Genomic DNA, 228 nt, shown 5'->3' with positions numbered 1-228 from the left:
CTGAAATAATGATTGTACCTGTTTTATTATTTGCAGCAGCTCACTATAAACGTGATATTCCTTTTGAGATAGAAAAAATACAAAAGCAATATCCACATATAACATTTTCAGTTGTACAACCTTTTAGTACACATCCACATATGGTTGAACTTGTAGTAAAAAGAATACGTGAAACTATTCCAATGCAAAGTAGTAGTGTTTTACTCGTAGGGAGAGGTAGTAGTGACC

The 228-nt window shown here is 32.9% G+C and carries 1 protein-coding gene; it reads left to right on the top strand.

The features are described 5' to 3' along the window. On the top strand, positions 1-228 hold a 228-nt coding region (locus tag SB658_RS28310; protein WP_410603943.1), incomplete at both ends, for a sirohydrochlorin chelatase.

This window comes from Bacillus sp. SIMBA_008 (assembly GCF_046535495.1).
In the GTDB taxonomy this organism is placed as follows: Bacteria; Bacillota; Bacilli; order Bacillales; family Bacillaceae; genus Bacillus; species Bacillus subtilis.
The sequence above is the reverse complement of the archived record's forward strand: the minus strand, read 5'-3'. Positions and strand labels throughout refer to the sequence as shown.